This is a genomic window from Ancylobacter mangrovi, from assembly GCF_024752335.1.
Lineage (GTDB): Bacteria > Pseudomonadota > Alphaproteobacteria > Rhizobiales > Xanthobacteraceae > Ancylobacter > Ancylobacter mangrovi.
The window spans coordinates 420,695-439,372 of sequence record NZ_JANTHY010000001.1 but is presented as its reverse complement, the minus strand read 5'-3'; the positions used below and the strand labels follow the sequence as shown (position 1 = coordinate 439,372).

Below are 18,678 nucleotides of genomic sequence, written 5' to 3'. Positions count from 1 at the left end.
ACGGGAAAAACCGGCCTTTCATACCCTTCCTTAACGCTGTGCTCCTAACGATGGGAGCACAGCCGGCAGGGTGAACGAAAGCCTGCCGGCCGGTGCCCGATGTTCATGAGCGGCAAAGGTTCCGGTGCCCATGCGTAACTCCGCGCGTCCCTCCGATCCGCACGAGATTTCTTCGACCGACGACGAGAAGCCGCGCCAGAACGCCGGCGGCCCGGGCGTCAGCGGACACCGGTTCACCCGCGCCAATCCGCAGACGGTGCATCTGCCCCCGCCGCCGAAGACGCCCAAGCCGGCGAAGGCCGCCCTGCCGCGCGAGCCGGCCCCCACGCGCGAGTCGTTCGCCGCGCGCGAGCCCGCCCCGGCGCGCGAGAAACCCGTGCCGTCGATACCGGCGTCACGCACGATCGAGCCGCCCGGAGCGCCGGTGCCGAGCTGGCTGCAGCCCTTCACCCTGCCCTCGAACACCCGCTTCACCCGCACGCCGGACTATCTGCTGCGCCCGCAGCTTCCCGAGATCGCCCCCGAGCCGGAGGTGCCGGAGAGCGAGGCGCCGCCGGTCGTCGCGCCGCGCGTCTCGCAGACCCCGGTGCTGCGCGTGCCCCCGCGCCTGCCGCCGGCCGGCGTCGGCGCGCAGCCGCTGATCGCCGCGCTGGCCCGCCAGGCGAGGGCCGCCCAGATCGTCGGCGGCGACGGCGCCACGCCGGTCCCGAGCCTGCCGCCGGTCATGCCGGACACCGACGCGCTCCCCGCCGTCCCGCCGGTCGAGGAGGCGCAGGAGACGGTCGCGCAGGAAGTGGCTCAGGAAGCCGTGGCACCCGAAGCCGCACCGGCCCCTGCCGCTCCGCCCGAAGCCGTCCTTCCGCAAACTGCCGTTCCGCAGGCGGCCCTGCCCGAGTCGGCCCTGCCCGAGACGTTCCCGCACGACGAAGCGGCGGGCGATCCGCCGCGCTCGATCCAGCTCATCGCCGAGATGATCCGGCTCGGCTGGGACGTGCCGCCGATGCCGCCCTCGCATCAGGACCCGCTCCCGGAGGTCCCCGCCGCAACCGCCCCCGTGCCGCCGTCGTCCGCGCCTGCGGCAACCGATGCCGCACCGGCCGGCGCTGGCCCGGACGTCCCGGCGTGGATCGCGGTGCCGATGGCCCGCCCGGCGGGGTACGACGCTCCCTCGGTCACGGTGTCCTTCTCCTGGCCCGCCTTCACCGTCACGGCCGAACCCGCCGCGCCCGCGCCTGCCGCCGCTCCCGTGGCCCGCGAGCCGGAGCCGGCCCCCGTCGAGGCGGCCCCGGTCGTCGCGACTGTCGCGGCCGCGCCCGTCGCCGCCGAGCCGGCCGCCGTCATCCCCGCCCCGGCACCGCGCCCCGGCGCGCGTCCGGCAGCGTCGGACGTCTATGAGCTTCCCCCGCTCGAGCTGCTCACCGAGCCGCCCGCGAGCGAGCCGGACTACGAGCTGTCGGAGGAATTCCTCGACCGCAATTCGGTGAAGCTGCAGCAGGTGCTGCACGATTTCGGCGTGCGCGGCGAGATCATCGACGCCAATCCCGGCCCGGTGGTCACGCTCTACGAGCTGGAGCCGGCGCCCGGCATCAAGTCGAGCCGCGTGATCGGCCTTTCCGCCGACATCGCCCGCTCGATGAGCGCCATCTCCGCCCGCGTCGCCGTGGTGGAAGGCCGCAACGTCATCGGCATCGAGCTGCCGAACCAGCGCCGCGACACGGTATGGCTGCGCGAGATGCTGTCGCGCCACGAATTCGAGGCGGCCAAGGCCAAGCTCGGCATTGCGCTCGGCAAGACCATCGGCGGCGAGCCGGTGATCGTCGACCTCGCCCGCATGCCGCACCTGCTCGTCGCCGGCACCACCGGCTCGGGCAAGTCGGTCGCCATCAACACCATGATCCTCTCACTGCTTTACCGTCACCGGCCCGAGCAGTGCCGCCTGATCATGATCGACCCGAAGATGCTGGAGCTCTCGGTCTATGAGGGCATCCCGCACCTCCTCACCCCCGTCGTCACCGACCCCAAGAAGGCGATCGTCGCCCTCAAATGGGCGGTGCGCGAGATGGAGGAGCGCTACCGCAAGATGAGCCGCCTCGGCGTGCGCAATATCGACGGCTTCAACAGCCGGGTGGCGGAAGCCGCCGCCAGGGGCGAGATCATCACCCGCACGGTGCAGAAGGGCTTCGACAAGGAGACCGGCGAGGTGATCGAGGAGGAGGAGATCATGGATCTCTCCCCGCTCCCCTACATCGTGATCGTGGTCGACGAGATGGCCGACCTTATGATGGTCGCCGGCAAGGAGATCGAGGGCGCGATCCAGCGCCTCGCCCAGATGGCCCGCGCGGCCGGCATCCACCTCATCATGGCGACGCAGCGTCCCTCGGTGGACGTCATCACGGGCACCATCAAGGCCAACTTTCCGACCCGCATCTCCTTCCAGGTGACGAGCAAGATCGACTCGCGGACCATCCTGGGCGAGATGGGCGCCGAGCAGCTGCTCGGCCAGGGCGACATGCTCTACATGGCCGGCGGCGGACGCATCTCGCGCGTCCACGGCCCGTTCGTCTCCGACCAGGAGGTCGAACGCGTGGTCGAGCACCTCAAGTGCCAGGCCCGGCCGGAATATCTCGACGAGGTGACGGCGGAGGAAGAGGACGAGCCGATCCCCGACGACGCGGCTGTGTTCGACAAGACCTCCATGGGCGAGGACACGGGTGACCTCTACGACCAGGCCGTGACGCTCGTCATGCGCGACAAGAAGGCCTCCACCTCCTACATCCAGCGGCGGCTGCAGATCGGCTATAACCGCGCCGCCTCGCTGATGGAGCGGATGGAGAACGAAGGCATCGTCGGCCCGGCCAACCATGCCGGCAAGCGGGAGATCCTGCGCGAGCTGCGCTGATCGAAGCCGGCCGCCGGGCAGCGCTCAGGCGGTCAGCCAGCCCCACAGGGTGAGCAGCGCGCTCATAACGAACGCCGCGCCTGCCAGCATCAGGGCGGCGCGCCAGTTGCGCCGCCGGCCGCCCGGCCACGGCGTCGAGCGCCGCTTCGCCGGCGCTGCGGGCCGCGCGCCCGCCCTCTGGCCGTTTCCCGGCTCGGAGGGGACGGACACTCCCGGATGTCCTTCGCCCGGCTGGCCGCGCTCGCCCACCCAGCCGGCGGCGGCCGGGTTCGGACGCTGCGGCGCGGGCCGGACGGATGCGCGGCCGGCGCTCCCGGCGTCGTCCCTGTGGCTGCGGTCGGTGTCGTCGCGCGCACGTGCGGCGGTCGTCATCGCGTTGCCCCGGTGCTGATGCCTCTAACCTGCTCGAGCTTCACGTCAAGCTTCAGGTGGAACTTCACGTCAAACTTCCCTTGGGGAGAACCGGACCGACGCCGGCTGGTTCCGCTCGCCGGCCCGGCCTTAGGCCCGTTTCGGGCCACGGACGCTGGCATGCCAGCACGTGCCTCTTTCGCTGGAGGGTCCGGAGGATTAGGTGTGTGCCGCACCCGCCCTTCCGGCGCGCCCGCGCCGCGTCTTCCATCGAGAGGTCAGTCATGTCCACGGTCAGCTATCCCGACGTCCAGCTCTTCATCGACGGCGTATGGCGCGAGGGGCACGGCCATGACGGCGCGGCGCACCAGCCGATCGTCAACCCGGCGACCGAGGAGGAGATCGGCACCCTCGCCCATGCGAGCCGGGCCGACCTCGACGCCGCGCTGCTGGCCGCCGAGAAGGGCTTCGCGACCTGGCGCCACGTGTCGGCACATGAGCGCTACAAGCTGATGCGCAAGGCAGCCGAGATTCTGCGCGAGCGGGCCGAGGACATCGCCCGCATCATGACCATGGAGCAGGGCAAGCCGCTGCCCGAATCCCGCATGGAGACGCTGGCCGCCGCCGACATCATCGACTGGTTCGCCGAGGAGGCGCGCCGCCTCTATGGCCGGCTCATCCCCGCCCGCGGCGCCGGCGTGCAGCAGATCGTGCACAAGGAGCCGGTAGGCGTCGTCGCCGCCTTCACCCCGTGGAACTTCCCGATCAACCAGGCGGTGCGCAAGATTTCCGCCGCGCTGGCGGCCGGCTGCTCGATCATCCTGAAGGGCCCGGAGGAGACCCCCGCCTCCTGCGCCGCGCTGGTCAAGGCCTATGAGGATGCCGGCCTGCCCAAGGGCGTGGTCAACCTCGTCTTCGGCGTGCCCGCGGAGATCTCGCAGTACCTGATCCCGCATCCGATCGTGAAGAAGGTCACCTTCACCGGCTCGACGGCGGTCGGCAAGCAACTCGCCGCGCTGGCCGGCGCGCATATGAAGCGCGTCACCATGGAGCTCGGCGGCCACGCGCCGGCGGTGGTGTTCGAGGATGCCGACGTCGACCTCGCGGTGAAGCTGCTCTCGGGCGCCAAGTTCCGCAACGCCGGCCAGGTCTGCGTCTCGCCGACCCGCTTCCTGGTGCATGAGGACATCTATTCGCGCTTCGTCGACGGCTTCACCGAGGCGGTCGGCCAGGTGAAGGTCGGCAACGGCCTCGAGGACGGCGTGCGCATGGGCCCGCTCGCCAATTCGCGCCGCATCGACGCGATGGAGGCGCTCACCGCCGACGCGCTGTCGAAGGGGGCGACGCTGCGTGCCGGCGGCGCGCGCATCGGCAACAAGGGCTATTTCTTCCAGCCCACCGTGCTGACCGACCTAGCGGCGGATTCGCGCATCCTCAACGAGGAGCCGTTCGGCCCGATCGTGCCGATCATGCCCTTCACCTCGACCGAGGCGGTGATCGAAGAGGCGAACCGCCTGCCCTACGGGCTCGCGGCCTATGCCTACACCACCTCCTCCGCCCGCGCCGACGAGTTCGCGCGCCGGGTCGAGAGCGGGATGATCTCGATCAACCATCACGGCCTCGCCCTGCCCGAGGTGCCGTTCGGCGGCATCAAGGATTCCGGCTACGGCTCGGAAGGCGGCATCGAGGCGATGGAAGCCTATGTGAACACCAAGTTCGTCACCCAGCTCGGGGTCTGACGACTGCGCGCCCCACACCCTGCCCCGCGCGGGCTGGCGTGAGGGGCGCCCTCTCCCGAAACCCGGCGCGGCGGTACTCGACCGCCGCCCGTCGGCCCGGCCGCCGCCTTGCCCACGCGAGGCGAGCGGCAAGGGCATGCGTGTCCCTCCTGTTCCGGCATTCCGATGGATCCCAGCGTCTTCATCGCGGTCATGGCCGCAGCCGCGATGCATGCCTCATGGAACGCGATCCTCAAGATCCGCCTCGACCCGTTCCTCGCCATGGTGCTGGTCAACGCCGCCTGCGGCGTCTTCGCCCTGCCGGTGGCGCTCGCCCTCGGCCCGCCGGAGCCGGATGTCTGGCTGTGGATCCTCGCCTCGATCCTGCTCCATCTCGGCTATTACCTGACCCTGTGCGGCGCCTATCGGCGCGCCGATATGGGGCTCGTCTACCCGATCGCGCGCGGCACCGCGCCGCTGCTCACCACGATGCTGTCGGCGACCCTGCTCGACGAGGCGATCGACCTGCAGAGCTTCCTCGGCGTGGCGCTGCTCGCCTGCGGCATCCTCGCCATCGCTTGGCCGCGCCGCGGCATGGCGGCGTTCGACGGCGCGGCGCTGCGGCTCGCGCTCTCCTGCGGCGTCAGCATCACCATCTACACGCTGGTGGACGGGCTCGGCGCGCGCCATGCCGGCAGCCCGCACCTCTACACCTCGTGGCTGTTCGTGGCCGACAGTATCCTGCTATCCGTGGTCGGCCTCGTCTGGAAGGGACCGTCCGGGCTGAAGCCCGCCCTCTCCTTCCTCGGCCCGGGCTTTGCGGGCGGGGCGATGTCGCTCACCGCCTACTGGATCACGATCTGGGCCATGACCCAGGCGCCGATCGGCCTCGTCGCGGCGGTGCGCGAATCGAGCGTGCTGTTCGCCGCCGTCATCGCCGTGGTGGTGCTGCGCGAGCCGCTGCGAGCCGAGCGCATGGCCGCCGCCGCGCTGATCGTGGTCGGGCTGGTGCTGATCAAGCTGCACTGAAGTCGCCGCTTGTCGCCCTGCGGCGTTCCTTCGCGGGCCGGCCTGTGCTTCCCTGCGCGCCATGAGCCTTTCGAACGCCAGCGAGATTCGCCCCGCCGCCTCTGCCACCGTCCCCATCGTGCCGGCCGAGGACGCCTTTGCCGGCCCGCTGGCGGTGGTCGGGCGCGGCGCGCCGCTGGTGATGGTTCTGGGCGGGGCCGGCACCGGCAAGACCACCTTCCTGCACGCGCTGCGCCGGCATGGCGGCAGCAAGCAGGCTTTCCTCGCCCCGACCGGCGTCGCCGCGCTGCAGCTCGGCGGGCAGACCATCCACTCCTTCTTCGGCATCCCGCCGCGCCTCATCGACCCCGACGAGGTGAAGCCGCGCCCGCAGAAGCGCCGGCTGATGAAAAAGCTGGAGCGCCTCGTCATCGACGAGGTCTCGATGGTGCGGGCCGACCTTCTCGACGCGGTCGACCGCTCGCTCCGGCTGGCGCGTGGCGATCCCTCGCCCTTCGGCGGCGTGCAGGTGGTGCTGGTCGGCGACTTCCTCCAGCTCCCCCCGGTGGTGCCGATGGCCGAGCGCGAGATCCTCGGCCGGCTCGGCTATGAGGGTCCGTTCGCCTTCGACGCGCGTGTGCTGCGCGAGACCGAGGTGGCGCGCCTGCCCTTCCTTCAGGTGTACCGCCAGAGCGACGCCGCCTTCGTCGGCCATCTGGCGGACCTGCGGGCCGGCCGGCAGGTGGAGCGCGCCGTCGCCGCCATCAACGCCGCCTCCTTCCGCGCCCATCGCGAGGGGCGCATCCCGGTGGTGCTGGCGCCGACCAATGCCCGCGTCGACGCCTATAACCGTCGCGGCATGGAGACCCTTACCGAGGCCGGGCGCATCTTTGAGGGCAAGAGCGAGGGCGAGTTCGACCTCGCCAATGATCGCCTGCCGGTGCCCGAGGTGCTGGTGCTGAAGGTCGGCGCGCGCGTCATGGCGGTGCGCAACGACCCGGAGCGGCAATGGGTCAACGGCTCGGTCGGCACCGTCATCGGCCTCGCCCCGGACCGCGCCTTCGTGCGGCTCGACGGGGCCGGCGTGGTCGAGATCGAGCGCACGAGCTGGGAGCGCATCCGCTACGACTGGGACGAGGCCACGGGCGGGCTCGCGGCCAAGGTGGTCGGCACCTATACCCAGCTCCCGCTGGTGCCCGCCTGGGCGGTGACGGTGCACAAGGCGCAGGGCCTGACGCTCGAGGACGTGCGGATCGACTTCGACAGCGGCGCCTTCGCCGCCGGCCAGGCCTATGTCGCGCTCTCTCGTGCGCGCTCGCTGGAGGGGCTGTCGCTGGTGCGCCCGCTGCGGGCCGGCGACATCCGCATCGACCGCCGCGTGGCCGCCTTCACCATGGCCTTCGAGGAATCGTCCACAGGGCTGGAGGCGCCGCGCTTTACATAATCGACCTTGTCGGTAGACTAATTGGGAACGAGAACAGCCGCGGGAGGGGACGATGACGAATCGCACGGGCCTGCGCCGCTATCGCGACAAGCTGCTTTTCGCCCTCGCCTATGGCGCGATCATCGGCGCCATCCTCTTCGCCCACCCGTTCGGCGGGGCGAAGGACGCGCAGGTGGTGGCGGCCTCTGTGGCGGCCGCGCCGTGACCACGATCCGGCAATTCGCGCAAAATGTTCCAATTCTGCGCTCGCCTCGCCACCGCTGTCGTATATAGGATCCGGTGAGGGCTTCCTGCGGGGGGGCGCGCGTCTCGTTGGAATTCACGCGGATATGCTGACCAACAAGGGTAAGTACGGCCTCAAGGCGATGCTTTTTCTCGCTCAGCTCGAGCCGGGGACGAGCGCCATGGGGCAGGAAATCGCCACCGCCAACAACATTCCCAAGAAGTTCCTCGACGCCATCCTGCTCGAATTGCGCAATGCCGGGCTGCTGCGCTCGAAGAAGGGGCCGGGCGGGGGCTACGCGCTCTCGCGCTCGGCGGCGGAGATCAATATCGGGCACATCATCCGCACGCTGGATGGCCCGCTGGCGCCGATAAGCTGCGCCAGCAAGAGCGCCTATGTGCCCTGCCAGGACTGCGAGGACCTCGAGACCTGCGCCGTGCGCCGGACCATGAGCCGGGTGCGCGACGCCATGTCCGACATCCTCGACCGCATGACGCTGGCCGAGATGGTCGCCGCCGCCTGCCCCTCGGCCTCGCCCGCCGACGCCCTCACCGAGGGCTGAGCGGCCGGCGGTTCCCGCGCGGGGCGCTTCCCTCAGAAGAACGCCTGATGGCCGGTGATCGCGCGACCGAGGATCAGCGCGTGGATGTCGTGCGTGCCCTCATAGGTGTTCACCGTCTCGAGGTTCACCATGTGGCGCATCACCGGATATTCGGCCGAGATGCCGTTGCCGCCATGCATGTCGCGGGCGAGCCGGGCGATGTCGAGCGCCTTGCCGCAATTGTTGCGCTTGAGCATCGAGATCGTCTCCGGCGGCAGCCGTCCCTCGTCGAACAGCCGCCCGGCGCGCAGCGCGAGCTGCAGGCCGAGCGCGATCTCGGTCGCCATGTCGGCGAGCTTGCGCTGCACGAGTTGCATCGCCGCCAGCGGCTTGCCGAACTGGTGGCGGTCGAGCGTGTAGCTGCGAGCGGCGTGGTAGCAGGCCTCCGCCGCGCCCATCGTGCCCCAGCCGATGCCGTAGCGCGCGCGGTTGAGGCAGCCGAACGGCCCCTTCAGCCCCGAGGCGCCGGGCAGCAGGTTCGCCTCGGGCACCTCGACATCGTCCATCACGATCTCGCCGGTGATGGAGGCGCGCAGCGAAAGCTTGTTCTCGATCTTCGGGGTCGAGAGGCCCTTCATGCCGCGCTCCAGCAGGAAGCCGCGAATGTCGTCGTCGTGCGCCGCCGACTTCGCCCACACCACCGCGACGTCGGCGATCGGCGAGTTGGTGATCCACATCTTGCTGCCCGAGAGCCGGTAGCCGCCCTCGATCTTCTCGGCGCGGGTGCGCATGCCGGCGGGGTCGGAGCCCGCATCCGGCTCGGTGAGGCCGAAGCAGCCGACCATCTCGCCGGTCGCGAGCCTGGGCAGGAACTTCCTCTTCTGCTCTTGCGTGCCATAGGCGTTGATCGGATGCATCACCAGCGAGGACTGCACGCTCATCGCCGAGCGATAACCCGAATCGACCCGCTCCACCTCGCGCGCCACCAGCCCGTAGGAGACGTAGCCGAGACCGGCGCCGCCATATTCCTCGGGGATGGTCGGCCCGAGCAGGCCGAGCGCGCCCATCTCCTGCATGATCTCGCGGTCGAAGCGCTCGTCCATATAGGCGGAGGCCACGCGCGGCAGCAGCTTCTCCTGGGCATAGTCGCGCGCCGTGTCGCGGACCATGCGCTCCTCTTCCGTGAGCTGGCCGTCGAGGTCGAGCGGATCGCTCCAGTCGAAGACGGCGCGGGCGGATTTTCCGGTGGACGGGGCGGCACTCATGAGGCGACTTCTCCGGGACGTACCGACGGCCGGCACGGGGCCGGCGCAGGCGGGCTTACGCAGCGGTCTTACAACGCCGGCGTGCTGCGCGCATCCCCGCCTCTCGACGCATGAAACCGGCCTCGACGGGCGCGCCTATTCGACTTTTGTCTGGGGGTAGGGTGAGATTGCGCAACTCGAAATGGCATGATTGAGTCCAATCTCGGACGATGCAGTTCAACAATTAATCGGGCCCGATAAACGGGCAGTCTGCGTCGGATCCACGAGAGGGAAATCTCATCATGCCGGTCATCAATGCCAAACTGGCCGCCGCTGCGGCCGTCCTGATGGCGCTTTCCGCGCCGGCCTACGCCGCAAAGACGCTTGTCTACTGCTCGGAAGGCAGCCCGGAGAACTTCACTCCGGCCCTCAATACGACCGGCACAAGCTTCGACGCGGCGCGTCCGGTCTACAACCAACTCGTCGAGTTCGAGCGCGGCACCACCAAGGTGGTTCCCGCCCTCGCCGAGAGCTGGACGATCAGCGACGACGGCAAGGAAATCACCTTCAAGCTGCGCAAGGGCGTGAAGTTCCACTCCGGCGTCAACGGCTTCACCCCGACCCGCGACTTCAACGCCGACGACGTGCTGTTCTCGTTCAACCGCCAGTGGAAGGAAGACAACCCCTACCACAAGGTCACCGGCGGGGCTTACGACTACTTCAACGACATGGGCATGCCCGACCTTCTGAAGTCGATCGACAAGGTCGACGACTACACGGTCAAGTTCACGCTCAACGAGCCGAACGCGCCGATGCTGGCGAACCTCGCCATGGACTTCGGCACCATCATGTCGGCCGAATATGCCGACTACCTGCTCAAGAAGGGCACGCCCGAGCAGTTCGACCAGATCCCGGTCGGCACCGGCCCGTTCCAGTTCGTCGCCTACCAGAAGGACGCGGTGATCCGCTACAAGGCGTTCCCGGACTATTTCGGCGGCAAGGCGGCGCTGGACAACCTCGTCTACGCCATCACGCCCGACGCGACCGCCCGCTACGCCAAGCTGAAGAAGGGCGAGTGCCACGTGATGATGGCGCCGAACCCGGCCGACATCGCCTCGATGAAGTCCGATCCCGCGATCAACCTGCTCTCGCAGCCGGGCCTCAACATCGCCTATCTGGCGCTCAACGTCGAAAAGCCGCCCTTCGACAAGAAGGAGGTCCGCCAGGCCTTCAACATGGCGATCGACAAGGCGGCGATCATCAAGGACGTCTATCAGGGCGCCGGCCAGGCCGCGATCAACCCGATCCCGCCGACCATCTGGTCCTACAACAGCTCGATCAAGGACTACCCCTACGATCCGGAGAAGGCCAAGGCGATGATGGCCGACGCGGGGGTGAAGTTCCCGCTCGACATCGACCTGTGGTGGATGCCGGTGCAGCGCCCCTACAACCCGAACGCCAAGCGCATCGCCGAGATGATGCAGTCGGACCTCGCCAAGATCGGCATCAACGCCAAGCTGGTCTCGTATGAGTGGGGCGAGTACCGCAAGCGCCTGCAGGAGGGCGAGCACATCACCGGCCAGCTCGGCTGGACCGGCGACAATGGCGACCCGGACAACTTCTTCTTCCTGCTCGGCTGCCCCGCCGCGCGCAAGGGCGGCCAGAACCTCGCCAAGTGGTGCAACAAGGACTTCGACGCCCTGATCGACAAGGCCCGCACGATCTCCGACGTCGAGGAGCGCACCAAGCTCTACGAGCAGGCCCAGGTGATCTTCAAGGAAGAGGCCCCCTGGTTCACCATCGCCCACTCGGTGGTCTACGAGCCGACCCGCAAGGAGGTCGTGGACTACAAGGTGAGCCCGTTCGGCCGCCACGAGTTCTACGGCGTCGACCTGAAGCAGTGACGAACCGGCCGGTGCCGGCGGCGGGAGCGAGCCGCCGGCGCCGTGCCTTTGCGAAAGACGGGCCGCCCGCGCGGCATCAGGAAAGACGATGCGCGACCGGTCCGTCCGCTCGCCGCGAGGCGCCTTCCGAACGCGGCGCCCGCGAACGTGGTGCCCCTGAAGGCGACGCCCCGAACTGGCGCCCTCGAACGTGGCGCCCTCAACCCTGCCTCCCGTGCCGTGCCCCTCCCGGGCCCGGCCCGGCGTGACGCGAAGCCGGTCCCCGACCGGCCAAGCCCGGGACATACATGCTGAAATTCTTCATCCGCCGTGTCGCGCTGACCGTGCCGACCTTCGTGGCGCTGATGTTCGTCACCTTCGTCGCGGTGCGTCTCGTGCCCGGCGACCCGATCGAGGCGCGCACCGGCGAGCGCGGCATCGCCCCCGAGCGCCTCGCCCAGCTCCGCCACCAGCTCGGCCTCGACCAGCCGGTGTGGAAGCAGTTCCTCGACTATGCGAACGGGCTGATCCACGGCGATTTCGGCGTCTCCATCGTCACCAAGACGCCGGTGCTGCACGAATTCGCGACGCTGTTCCCGGCAACGCTGGAACTGTCGATCTGCGCGCTGATATTCGCCGTGGTGCTCGGCATCCCCGCCGGCGTGATCGCGGCGGTGAAGCGTGGCGGCATCATCGACCATGCGGTGATGACGGTCGCCCTCGCCGGCTATTCCATGCCGATCTTCTGGTGGGGCCTGCTGCTCATCATGTTCATGTCGGAATATCTGGGGCTCACCCCGGTCTCCGGCCGCATGGACCTCATCAACTACTATTTCGAGCCGGTCACCGGCTTCATGCTGATCGACAGCCTGCTGTCGGACCAGGAAGGCGCCTTCGGCGCGGCGGTGGCCCACCTCATCCTGCCCTCGATCGTGCTCGGCACCATCCCGCTGGCGGTGATCGCGCGCATGACGCGCTCCTCCATGCTGGAGGTGCTGGGCGAGGACTATGTGCGCACTGCCCGCGCCAAGGGGCTCTCGCCGCTCAGGGTGGTGGGGCTGCACGCGCTACGCAACGCGCTGATCCCGGTCGTCACCGTGATCGGCCTGCAAACCGGCACGCTGCTCGCCGGCGCGGTGCTGACGGAGACCATCTTCGCCTGGCCCGGGGTCGGCAAATGGCTGATCGAGTCGATCTCGCGCCGCGACTATCCCGCGCTGCAGGGCGGGATCATGCTGATCTCCGGCATCGTCATCCTCGTCAATCTCATCGTCGACATGCTCTATGTCGCCATCAATCCGAGGATCCGGCATGGCTGAGGAGACCGCCATCTCAGACCCGATGCCGACCGCGCCGGAGCGGCTGGGGCTCGACCCGGCCAGTGAGGGCAGCCTTACCGCGGAGGCGGTCACCGCCGACCCCATCGTCGAGACGGTGCCGCACGAGGTCTCCGCGCTGAGGGCATTCTGGTCCGCCTTCACCGAGAACCGGGGGGCCCTGCTCGGCCTTGCCGTGGTGGTGTTCATCGCCCTGCTGGCGCTCTTCGCGCCGTGGGTCGCGCCGCACTCGCCGATCGAGCAGTTCCGCGACCACGTGCAGCAGCCGCCGGTGTGGGCGGGCGGCACCTGGGAGTTCGCCTTCGGCACCGACGCGGTCGGGCGCGACGTGCTCTCGCGGCTCATCTATGGCGCGCGCATCTCGCTCAGCATCGGCCTGTCGGTGATGCTGGTCTCGGTCGCGGTCGGCATCGTGCTCGGCCTCGCCAGCGCCTTCATGCGCGGCGTCGTCGAGGTGGTGGTGATGCGCATCATGGACCTCGTGGTGGCGATCCCGAGCCTGGTGCTCGCCATCCTCGTGGTCGCGGTGCTGGGGCCGAGCCTGATCAACACCATCATCGCGGTCACCGTGGTCTATCTGCCGCGCTATGTGCGGCTCGTCCGCGCTTCCGCCCTCGCCGAGCTGTCGAAGGAATACGTCGTCGCCGCGCAAGTCGCCGGTGTCGGGCGGCTGCGGCTGATGTTCGTGACCGTGCTGCCGAACTGCCTCGCCCCGCTCATCGTGCAGGCCGCGCTCGGCATTTCCGACGCGATCCTCGAGGCGGCGGCGCTCGGCTTCCTCGGCCTCGGCGCCCAGCCGCCGACGCCCGAATGGGGCGCGATGCTGGCCGACAGCCGCGAATTCATCCGCGCCGCGCCGTGGATCGTGACCCTGCCGGGACTGGCGATCCTGGTGACGGTGGTGGCGATCAACCTGATGGGCGACGGCCTGCGCGATGCGCTCGACCCGAAGCTGCGGCGGAGCTGAGGGCATGGAGGCAACGGCCGACAGCCTGTACTCCGGCCTTCTCGTCGCCCTCGTCGGCGCGCTGGGCGCGGTGCTCGGCGCGGCAGCCACCGTCGCGCTGCAGAGCCGCTCGGTCGTGCAGCAGGACAGCCGCCACCGAGCGCAGCGCCAGCGCGACCTGCTGATCGCCATGCATGCGGAGATTCTCGCCGGCGTCGGCGCGAGCCGGCACCAGCTCACCCCGGAGGAGCGCGCCTACGCGCTCGCCAACGACAATCCGTTCGCCACGCCCGACGACAACGATTTCGTGTTCGCCGGCACGCAGGGGGACCTCAGCATCCTGCCGGAGCCGGTGATACATTCGGTGGTGCAGTATTATCGGCGGGCCGCGCAGTCGAACGCCATGACACGCGACCTGCGGGATCTTCAGTTCCGTGAACAGAGCGTGGAGGAGCGGCGCAAATTCGTCGCGCTGCTGCTCGGCGTCGTCGGCCAGCAACGTCGCATCGGCCACAAGGCACTCGATGAGATTGAAAGCTATGGCGACGGGCTGGGGCTCGATCTCGCGGCCAAACGCATAGCCTTCGAGGCCGCGGATGCCGCCCCGGCCATGAATGCGTCAGACGATGGGAACGATCGGGCCGACCATGATGCTTCCTCCAACCGCCAAGAAATATAGGCGCATGCAGGACGGAATGAAAGAACCCCTCCTCTCCATCCGCAACCTCACGGTCAGCTTCGACACCGCGCGCGGGCCGTTCAAGGCGGTCGACGGGGTCGACCTCGACGTCGCGCCCGGCGAGCTGGTCGCCATCGTCGGCGAATCCGGCTCGGGCAAGTCGGTCGCCATGCTCGCCGTCATGGGCCTGCTGCCCTGGACCGCGACCATCACCGCCGACCGGCTGAGCTTCGACGGGCACGACCTGCTCGCCCTCGCCCCGCGCGAGCGGCGCCGGATCATCGGGCGCGACCTCGCCATGATCTTCCAGGAGCCGATGTCGAGCCTCAACCCCTGCTTCACGATCGGCTTCCAGATCCGCGAGGCGATGAAGGCCCATCTCGACCTCTCCCGCGCCGAACGCCAGGCGCGGGCGGTGGAGCTGCTGGAGCTGGTCGGCATTCCCGAGCCTGAACGCCGCCTCCGGGCCTTCCCGCACCAGCTCTCCGGCGGCATGAGCCAGCGGGTGATGATCGCCATGGCGCTCGCCTGCAACCCCAAGCTCATCATCGCCGACGAGCCGACCACCGCGCTCGACGTCACCATCCAGGCGCAGATCCTCGACCTGCTGCTGCGGCTGCAGAAGGAGAGCGGGGTCGGGCTCGTCCTGATCACCCACGACATGGGCGTGGTGGCCGAGACCGCGCAGCGGGTCTGCGTCCACTATGCCGGCCAGCAGGTGGAGATGCAGCCGACGCGCGGCCTGTTCGCCGACCCGCACCATCCCTACACCGCGGCCCTGCTCGCCGCGCTGCCCGAACGCGCCAAAGGGCGCATCCTGCCGTCCATCCCCGGCGTGGTACCGGGCCTCGCCGACCGGCCGCAGGGTTGCCTGTTCTCGCCGCGCTGCCGCTTCGCCACCGAGACCTGCCGCCGCGTCCCGCCGCCGCGCATGGGCGCCGAGCTCGGCCTCGCGCTGTGCCACTACCCGCTCGTCGAGGGCGTGCCCCAGAACCGGGAGATCGCCGCGTGACACAGGCCATACACGGAACCTCCCGCGAGAGAACCGCGCCCGACACGGTCGCCCCCGGCGAGCCGCCCGCCGCCCATTCGGTGATGGAGGCGGTGAACCTCGCCCAGTCCTACGAGGTCGCGCGCGGCATGTTCGCGAAGTCGGCGACGGTGAAGGCGGTGGCCGGCATCAGCTTCCGCCTCGCCCCGCGCTCGACCCTCGCCATCGTCGGCGAATCCGGCTCGGGCAAGTCCACGCTGGCGCGCATGCTGACCATGATCGAGCGCCCGGGTGATGGCTCGCTGCTGCTCGACGACGTCGACGTCGCCGAGGCCGACACCGCCACGCTGCGCCGCTATCGCGGCGAGGTGCAGATGGTGTTCCAGAACCCCTATGGCTCGCTCAACCCGCGCCAGACGGTGGGCAAGGCGATCGAGGAGCCGCTGCTCGTCAATACCAGCCTTTCCGCCGCCGAGCGGCGCGCGCGGGCGCTCGACATGATGGCGCGCGTCGGCCTGAGGCCGGAGCATCACGGGCGCTACCCGCACATGTTCTCCGGCGGCCAGCGCCAGCGTATCGCCATCGCCCGCGCGCTGGTGCTGCGCCCGAAGATCCTGGTGCTGGACGAGCCGGTCTCAGCGCTCGACGTCTCGGTGCGCGCGCAGGTGCTCAACCTGCTGGTGGAGCTGCAGGAAAGCCTCGGCGTCGCCTATGTTTTCGTCTCGCACGATCTCGGCGTGGTGCGGCACATGGCCGACGAGGTGCTGGTGATGTATCTCGGCCGCGGGGTCGAGCACGGCCCGCGCGACGCCATCTTCGACGCGGCCAAGCATCCCTATACGCGCGCGCTGCTCTCGGCGACGCCGGTCGCCGACCCGGAATCGCGGCGCGAGCGCATCGTGCTGGAGGGCGAGCTGCCCTCCCCCTTCAACCCGCCGGCCGGCTGCCCCTTCAACCCGCGCTGCCCGCTGGTGATGGACCGCTGCCGGGTGGAGATGCCCCCGCTCGAGCGCAAGGGCGGGCAGCTCGTCGCCTGCTGGGCGGCGCAGTAGCGAACGAAAAGCGCTGGCGAACGAAAGACGGGGCGAACGAAAAAGCGCCCGGAAGAGGCACCGCCATCGGGCGGGCTCTTCCGGGCGCCGGTCTTTCACGATGGCCGGCCTTCCCGAGGGCGGAAAGGCCGGCGCGCGCTCACGCCGCGAGGTCGAAGCGGTCCGCGTTCATCATCTTGGTCCAGGCGGCGACGAAGTCCTTCACGAACTTCTCCTTGTTGTCGTCCTGGGCATAGACCTCCGCATAGGCGCGCAGGATCGAGTTGGAGCCGAAGACGAGGTCCATCCGCGTCGCGGTCCACTTCGTCGTGCCGCTGGCGCGGTCGCGGATCTCGTAGAGGCCGTTGCCGACCGGGTTCCACGTGTTGGCCATGTCGGTCAGGTTGACGAAGAAGTCCGTCGTCAGCGCGCCCTCACGGTCGGTGAAGACGCCGTGCCGGGTGCCGCCATGGTTGGCGCCGAGCACGCGCAGGCCGCCGACCAGCACCGTCATCTCGTTGGCGGTGAGGCCCATGAGCTGGGTGCGGTCGAGCATCAGCTCCTCGGCGCTGACGATGTAGTCCTTCTTCAGCCAGTTCCGGTAGCCGTCATGCACCGGCTCGAGCACGGCGAAGGATTCGACGTCCGTCTGCTCGTCGCTCGCGTCGCCCCGGCCCGGAGCGAAAGGCACGGCGACCTCGAAGCCCGCGGCCCTGGCCGCCTGCTCGACACCGACATTGCCCGCCAGCACGATCACGTCGGCGACGCTGGCGCCGCTCTCCGCCGCGATCTTCTCCAGCACGCCCAGCACCTTGGCGAGGCGGGCGGGCTCGTTGCCCTCCCAGTCCTTCTGCGGCGCGAGGCGCAGGCGCGCGCCATTGGCCCCGCCGCGCATGTCCGAGCCGCGAAAGGTGCGCGCGCTGTCCCAGGCGGTCGCGACCATCTCGCCGATGGAAAGCCCGCTGGCGGCGATCTTGGCCTTCACCGCCGCGACGTCGTAGCCGGTCGTGCCGGCCGGCACCGGGTCCTGCCAGATCAGGTCCTCGGCGGGCACGTCCGGGCCGATGTAGCGGACCTTCGGGCCCATGTCGCGATGGGTCAGCTTGAACCAGGCGCGGGCAAAGGTGTCCTGGAAATACGCCGGATCGGCCATGAACTTCTGGCAGATCGCGTTGTAGATCGGGTCCACCTTCATCGCCATGTCGGCGTCGGTCATCATCGGGTTGTGGCGGATCGAGGGGTCGCTCGCGTCGACCGGACGGTCCTCTTCCTTGATGTCGACCGGCTCCCACTGCCAGGCGCCCGCGGGGCTCTTGCGCAGCTCCCACTCATGGCCGAACAGCATGTCGAAGAAGCCCATGTCGAACTTGGTCGGGTGCGTGGTCCACGCGCCTTCCAGGCCCGAGGTGACGGCGCGGCTGGCGAGGCCGTTCTGGTTCGGGTTGGCCCAGCCGAGGCCCTGCGCCTCGACGGCGCCGGCTTCCGGGTCCGCCCCGAGCAGGGTCGCGTCGCCATTGCCGTGGGTCTTGCCGACGGTGTGGCCGCCGCAGGTGAGGGCCGCGGTCTCCTCGTCGTTCATCGCCATGCGCGAGAAGGTCTCGCGCACCTGGGCAGCGGTCTTCATCGGGTCGGGCTTGCCGTTCACCCCCTCGGGGTTCACGTAGATTAGGCCCATCTGCACCGCGGCGAGCGGGTTCTCCATGGTCGAGGGGTCGTCGACATTGCCGTAGCGCTCGTCGCTCGGCGCCAGCCATTCTTTCTCGGCGCCCCAGTAGGTGTCCTTCTCGGGGTGCCAGATGTCGGCGCGGCCGAAGCCGAAGCCGAAGGTCTTCAGGCCCATTGATTCATAGGCGATGGTGCCGGCCAGCACGATCAGGTCGGCCCAGCTCACCTTGTTGCCGTACTTCTTCTTGATCGGCCACAGCAGGCGGCGGGCCTTGTCGAGGCTCACATTGTCGGGCCAGGAATTCAGCGGTGCGAAGCGCTGGTTGCCGGTGCCGCCGCCACCACGCCCGTCGGCGGTGCGGTAGGAGCCGGCGGCGTGCCAGGAAAGGCGGATCATCAGGCCGCCATAGTGCCCCCAGTCCGCCGGCCACCACGTCTGGCTCTCGGTCATGAGGGCGTGCATGTCCTTCTTCAGCGCCGCGAAATCGAGGGTCTTGACCTCGTCGCGGTAGTTGAAGTCCTTCCCCATCGGGTTGGTCTTGCTGTCCTGCTGATGAAGGATGTCGAGGTTCAGCGCGTTCGGCCACCAATCCATATTGGACATGCCGGAGGCCGTGTTCGCTCCGTGCATTACCGGGCATTTGCCGGCCGCACTCTTCGTCATGTCATCCATTGCGCTCTCCCATCCTGGCTTCGCTGGCTGGAGCGCTTCTAGCGC

The 18,678-nt window shown here is 69.3% G+C and carries 15 protein-coding genes; 12 read left to right on the top strand and 3 right to left on the bottom strand.

Annotated elements, in window-relative coordinates:
• Positions 1-130: 130 nt before the first annotated feature.
• Positions 131-2,899 (top strand): DNA translocase FtsK, encoded by a 2,769-nt coding sequence (locus tag NVS83_RS02015; RefSeq protein ID WP_258737827.1) that lies wholly within the window; start codon positions 131-133, stop codon positions 2,897-2,899.
• Between the two features lie 24 nt (positions 2,900-2,923).
• Here NVS83_RS02015 and NVS83_RS02010 read toward each other — a convergent pair whose 3' ends face one another.
• On the bottom strand, positions 2,924-3,271 hold the full coding sequence (locus NVS83_RS02010; protein ID WP_258737826.1) for a hypothetical protein: 348 nt from the start codon (positions 3,269-3,271) through the stop codon (positions 2,924-2,926).
• Positions 3,272-3,534: 263 nt separating this feature from the next.
• On the opposite strand from NVS83_RS02010, the gene NVS83_RS02005 reads away from it, so the two are divergent.
• The 5 genes from NVS83_RS02005 to NVS83_RS01985 all read left to right on the top strand — a co-directional run bounded on the left by NVS83_RS02005 (position 3,535) and on the right by NVS83_RS01985 (position 8,205).
• Positions 3,535-4,989, top strand: a complete 1,455-nt coding sequence (locus NVS83_RS02005; protein WP_258737825.1) for an NAD-dependent succinate-semialdehyde dehydrogenase — start codon at positions 3,535-3,537, stop codon at positions 4,987-4,989.
• Between the two features lie 165 nt (positions 4,990-5,154).
• Positions 5,155-5,997, top strand: a complete 843-nt coding sequence (locus tag NVS83_RS02000; RefSeq protein WP_258737824.1) for an EamA family transporter — start codon at positions 5,155-5,157, stop codon at positions 5,995-5,997.
• A gap of 61 nt (positions 5,998-6,058) precedes the next feature.
• Positions 6,059-7,420 (top strand): ATP-dependent DNA helicase, encoded by a 1,362-nt coding sequence (locus NVS83_RS01995; protein ID WP_258737823.1) that lies wholly within the window; start codon positions 6,059-6,061, stop codon positions 7,418-7,420.
• Positions 7,421-7,472: 52 nt separating this feature from the next.
• Positions 7,473-7,625 (top strand): hypothetical protein, encoded by a 153-nt coding sequence (locus NVS83_RS01990; protein WP_258737822.1) that lies wholly within the window; start codon positions 7,473-7,475, stop codon positions 7,623-7,625.
• A gap of 124 nt (positions 7,626-7,749) precedes the next feature.
• Entirely contained in the window at positions 7,750-8,205 is a 456-nt protein-coding gene (locus NVS83_RS01985; protein ID WP_258737821.1) for an RrF2 family transcriptional regulator, read from the top strand.
• A 32-nt stretch (positions 8,206-8,237) separates the two neighbouring features.
• Here the strand turns inward: NVS83_RS01985 and NVS83_RS01980 are convergent, their stop codons facing one another.
• The gene (locus tag NVS83_RS01980; RefSeq protein ID WP_258737820.1) at positions 8,238-9,449 is read right to left on the bottom strand and encodes an acyl-CoA dehydrogenase; all 1,212 of its coding nucleotides are present in this window, start codon (positions 9,447-9,449) and stop codon (positions 8,238-8,240) included.
• A gap of 281 nt (positions 9,450-9,730) precedes the next feature.
• Between NVS83_RS01980 and NVS83_RS01975 the strand changes: the two genes are divergently transcribed.
• The 6 genes from NVS83_RS01975 to NVS83_RS01950 all read left to right on the top strand — a co-directional run bounded on the left by NVS83_RS01975 (position 9,731) and on the right by NVS83_RS01950 (position 16,316).
• Positions 9,731-11,332, top strand: coding sequence for an ABC transporter substrate-binding protein (locus NVS83_RS01975; protein ID WP_258737819.1), 1,602 nt, complete (start codon positions 9,731-9,733; stop codon positions 11,330-11,332).
• 287 nt (positions 11,333-11,619) lie between these two features.
• Positions 11,620-12,630 (top strand): ABC transporter permease subunit, encoded by a 1,011-nt coding sequence (locus NVS83_RS01970; RefSeq protein WP_258731062.1) that lies wholly within the window; start codon positions 11,620-11,622, stop codon positions 12,628-12,630.
• Positions 12,623-13,615 (top strand): ABC transporter permease subunit, encoded by a 993-nt coding sequence (locus NVS83_RS01965; RefSeq protein WP_258737818.1) that lies wholly within the window; start codon positions 12,623-12,625, stop codon positions 13,613-13,615. The genes NVS83_RS01970 and NVS83_RS01965 overlap by 8 nt, the downstream gene beginning before the upstream one ends.
• 4 nt (positions 13,616-13,619) lie before the next feature.
• On the top strand, positions 13,620-14,273 hold the full coding sequence (locus NVS83_RS01960; protein WP_258737817.1) for a hypothetical protein: 654 nt from the start codon (positions 13,620-13,622) through the stop codon (positions 14,271-14,273).
• A 16-nt stretch (positions 14,274-14,289) separates the two neighbouring features.
• Positions 14,290-15,285 carry an ABC transporter ATP-binding protein gene (locus NVS83_RS01955; protein WP_258737816.1) on the top strand — a complete coding sequence of 332 codons (996 nt, stop codon included), beginning with the start codon at positions 14,290-14,292 and terminating at the stop codon, positions 15,283-15,285.
• Between the two features lie 83 nt (positions 15,286-15,368).
• Positions 15,369-16,316 (top strand): dipeptide ABC transporter ATP-binding protein, encoded by a 948-nt coding sequence (locus NVS83_RS01950; protein ID WP_258738464.1) that lies wholly within the window; start codon positions 15,369-15,371, stop codon positions 16,314-16,316.
• Positions 16,317-16,455: 139 nt separating this feature from the next.
• On the opposite strand, the gene katG is transcribed toward NVS83_RS01950, so the two are convergent.
• Entirely contained in the window at positions 16,456-18,633 is a 2,178-nt protein-coding gene (gene katG / locus NVS83_RS01945; protein ID WP_258737815.1) for a catalase/peroxidase HPI, read from the bottom strand.
• Positions 18,634-18,678: the final 45 nt, after the last annotated feature.